We start from the raw sequence: 3,584 nt of genomic DNA, 5'->3' as shown, positions 1-3,584 counted from the left end.
TAACAATTAAAGATTTGTCTGAGTTCTGATTATAAATGCTATTTATTTTAATTGGATTTAGAAAAATATACTTTTTTTCACCTATCATAGATAGTTCTGAATCAAAGAGACTATCTATTCCAACCTTATATCCCTTTTTCTCTATATAGTCTCCAGAGAGCAATAACCAACTACCTTTAATTTTAAGTGCAAAATAAAGCTCAGCACTTATTAGATTAGCAAAATTCTTTTTCTCCTGAAACAATTTAGATGATATTTTCCAACGCTCTTTTCCCGTAGATTTAACCTCTATTGCTAGTCTTTTACCATCCTTAAGAATAAATAAATAATCGGTAGTAACTGTATTAGTTAGTTTAGACACGCCCTCTTCAAAGGCTATAACATCTTCTATTTTACCCAGAACAAAGCATCGTAGTAAAAACTCATATTCAGCTTCTTTTCCCTCTTGTCTTCTAGTAAGATCTTCATCTTTTAAATTAAGCATTTCAGCCACTTTTTCTCTTTGATTTTCATTTAAAAATGATTTAATACTATGATATGATTTTATCTTTTCCATCGGTGTATTTGTCACAATAATCTCGCCCTTCCACTATACTCGCTAATAAACTGTGGTTCCCACTATCCTCCTCTTTTTTCAACATAATATGGGCTGCCTGTTTAGCATAGTTGCTTTTATATCCAGCTTCTTCATAAGCCTTTGCAGCATTGAAATGTTTTAGATAGTTCGTACAAAAAAGTTTTTCTTTAGGTGTTAATGTATCATCATCAATTAATTCTTCTTCAGATTCAGTTAATTTCTTTTCCTCTTCCATAGTTTTAACCTCCTTAATTTATTTACAAAACACAATCTCGTTTTCAAATGGTGTTTTATTACAGATACCCATTAAATGACCTAATCCCTCCATCAGCTTCCATAATTGCATTTTGGTATATCCTTCATTATCTACTGTAACCTGAAATTCACCTGAACCTTTACCACCTCTGCATTTGATGTACTCATTCAACTCGTCATGTTGTCTTTTTAGTTCAGATATACCTTCTTTAGTTAGTTTTACCTTCACATAATTATTAATGTTAAATTTAGTATCTATAGGATTGATATTTAGTTCAGATTCATTTTTCACCATACTAAAATCAATACAGATACTTTCAATTAACGCATTTGTATAAATATCTCTTTTATCAAAATCTAAAGAGTCTACGTTAACCAAAAGTGTATTTAAAAACTGTATCTTTAACTCAATCAATTTTTCTTTTTCCATTTATCTATCCCCTCCAATTCAATCCCAAAAAAAGAACGCTATATAAGCGTCCTCATTCTCGGTTCTTCCAAGTTAATATTCTAACTAATATGTTACTTCTCATCCCCAGCTAAGAAAGATGGTATTTCAAAATCAACTTCTTTTTTCTTTGCATTTAATTGTTGAGCAATCCTATAATCTTCTAAAATACACTGATTTATTAAATCATCATCTAGACCAAGTTCTTTTAAATACGCATAAAGTAAAGCAACTTTTAACTTGGTTCTCATTGAAATTAATTGTTTAAAATCAAATAAATTATCTGGCTTTTTTCCATAATGAGTATAATAATCCCTATTATCTGTTATATCTTTAGCGAACTTACTAAGTTTTCCACCTGCTAATACTAATACCCTTAATTCTTCAGGCAACATTCTAATAACATCTTTAATTCTTTTTTGAAAACCATATTGATTAGCATGTTTTAGAGTACTTTTGAGTTTATCTTTCAATGACTGTATAATACGATCCTCAACCGATGTAATCATAATTTCAACAATTTGCTTATAGTCATTTTCATCAATAAAATAACCCTTTTCTAATACAGTATCTCGATGGTAACTTTCTAACGCCTTAGCTTGTCTCAAAAAAATGTCTTCTAGTGTCATTAAGTTGGAATCTATAATAGTCGAAACAAATACTTGCAAAGATGATTCACATTTTATTTCAAACCATTTATTAAGTACATCATTTAAAATAGTTTCAATTTTAGGTAAAGAAACATGGTATTGTTGAATAATATCAATTTTTTCTTTTCGGTAATTTGGATGTGGTATGAAATAAACATATTTACTAAGAGAAGGGTATACTTCTTGCCAACCCATCGATTCAATAAATACGGGTTTACCCATTAAAATACAGAATAAATGTTTCAATTTATTTGCCACTTCTATAAATTAATCAAGTGTGCGTTTATTCTCCGTTGTGATGATAATCCCTGTTGTATAATCAAGAGATGGTTTATAATTTTCATACCTACTTATTATAGAATATGTTGATTCAATAGTTGCATCAATTGATTTTACATACTCTTTGAATGTTTCAACATAATTTAATTTAATTCCATCTTCATCACTACTTTTAAATAGTTGATAATCTAACCATAAATCGAGATTAGTAAATTCCAATTGCATATTATTTATTTGCAACTCTTCAATATTATTAGAATGTGTTCCTATTATCATCCTATTAAATCTCAAAACTGAAGTAGTTATGTGACCACCTTGCGTATTTTGCTGAATTCCATTGATTAAAGTAACAGGCCCTTTTTTACATTCACCTAAAATAATAGAATAATGAGGGCGTTTATTTTTAAGCAAATTAGAAATTTCATCCCAGCTACTTAAACCATTCATCGAACCAATTAACTCTAATGTTATACCGTCTTTATTGAAGATCAAAGTTCCAGATATTTTATTCTCTTCATTTCCGGGTAACCACCAATGTCCAGCATATTCAAACTCATCATAAATACCTAACTGTTTTACCAATACGCTCACTCCAATAGTTAGAATAATATATATATTCTACCATTGAATTTTATTAAGTATTGAACTTTTGATTTAATCACATATAATAAATTAACCAAAATAAAAACACCCACATAACGTGAGTGCTTCATTGATGATTATTGTACCAAATTTAATTCGTAGATATCTGTTATAGCTCCCTTTACGATGTAAGATAATGCATCCACAATAGATACAATGTCTTTCTCGAACTGCAATAAGTCACTATCACAATTTGTGTGACTCAATTGATTTCTAAGCCAAGTATATTCCGTTTCCATTACAACCCCTTTATATCTAGGGTTGGTGCTTCTATATTCTTTAACATCAAATTTTACTGATTTTATATAATCATCAATTTGTTTTTGACTACCTTTTAAATCAGCTATAAGACTGTATAAAAACATAAACCTTACAATTGAATCTTCATTATTTTCAATTTGATAATAAAGTTTAAAATGAACACAACTATTCAATTTCTTAATAAACACTTGATTATTTAAATGCTTTTCAATTTTTTTCTTAGCCCCATCAATTAACACTACTCCAGCGTTTCTTCTTATATACATTGTACTATTTAAATGAGTAGTAGTATTACCTCTAGGAGTAATGTGGTAACTATCTAACTCTATATCATCAAATACAGCATTATAGTGAAAAAAGCTAATGGTCATAAAATCATGTAATACTTTTTTTACATATTCCAGACCAAGAAATTCATCTTCGATATCATTTAAATCAAAATAAATCTCCCATTTTTCTCCATATTTGCTTT

General features: G+C 28.8%; 6 protein-coding genes. All 6 read right to left on the bottom strand.

From position 1 onward, the window contains the following. The coding region (locus V7014_RS25145; protein WP_335511520.1) for a hypothetical protein at positions 1-556 on the bottom strand (556 nt) is incomplete at its 3' end. Then, entirely contained in the window at positions 531-812 is a 282-nt protein-coding gene (locus tag V7014_RS25140) for a terminase small subunit (protein ID WP_335511518.1), read from the bottom strand. The genes V7014_RS25140 and V7014_RS25145, both read right to left, overlap by 26 nt. A gap of 18 nt (positions 813-830) precedes the next feature. Next, positions 831-1,262, bottom strand: a complete 432-nt coding sequence (locus tag V7014_RS25135; protein ID WP_335511516.1) for a hypothetical protein — start codon at positions 1,260-1,262, stop codon at positions 831-833. Positions 1,263-1,354: 92 nt separating this feature from the next. Then, positions 1,355-2,188 (bottom strand): HEPN domain-containing protein, encoded by an 834-nt coding sequence (locus V7014_RS25130; RefSeq protein ID WP_335511514.1) that lies wholly within the window; start codon positions 2,186-2,188, stop codon positions 1,355-1,357. A 9-nt stretch (positions 2,189-2,197) separates the two neighbouring features. Beyond that, on the bottom strand, positions 2,198-2,791 hold the full coding sequence (locus V7014_RS25125) for a hypothetical protein (RefSeq protein WP_335511513.1): 594 nt from the start codon (positions 2,789-2,791) through the stop codon (positions 2,198-2,200). A 137-nt stretch (positions 2,792-2,928) separates the two neighbouring features. Further along, positions 2,929-3,584, bottom strand: a 656-nt coding sequence (locus V7014_RS25120) for a hypothetical protein (RefSeq protein ID WP_335511511.1), incomplete at its 5' end; no start/stop codon positions are given.

The sequence above is a fragment of the Bacillus sp. JJ722 genome, assembly GCF_036963345.1.
Taxonomy (GTDB): Bacteria; Bacillota; Bacilli; order Bacillales; family DSM-1321; genus Bacillus_AD.
Note: the sequence above shows the minus strand (reverse complement) of the source record. Positions and strands in the feature narration are given on the sequence as shown.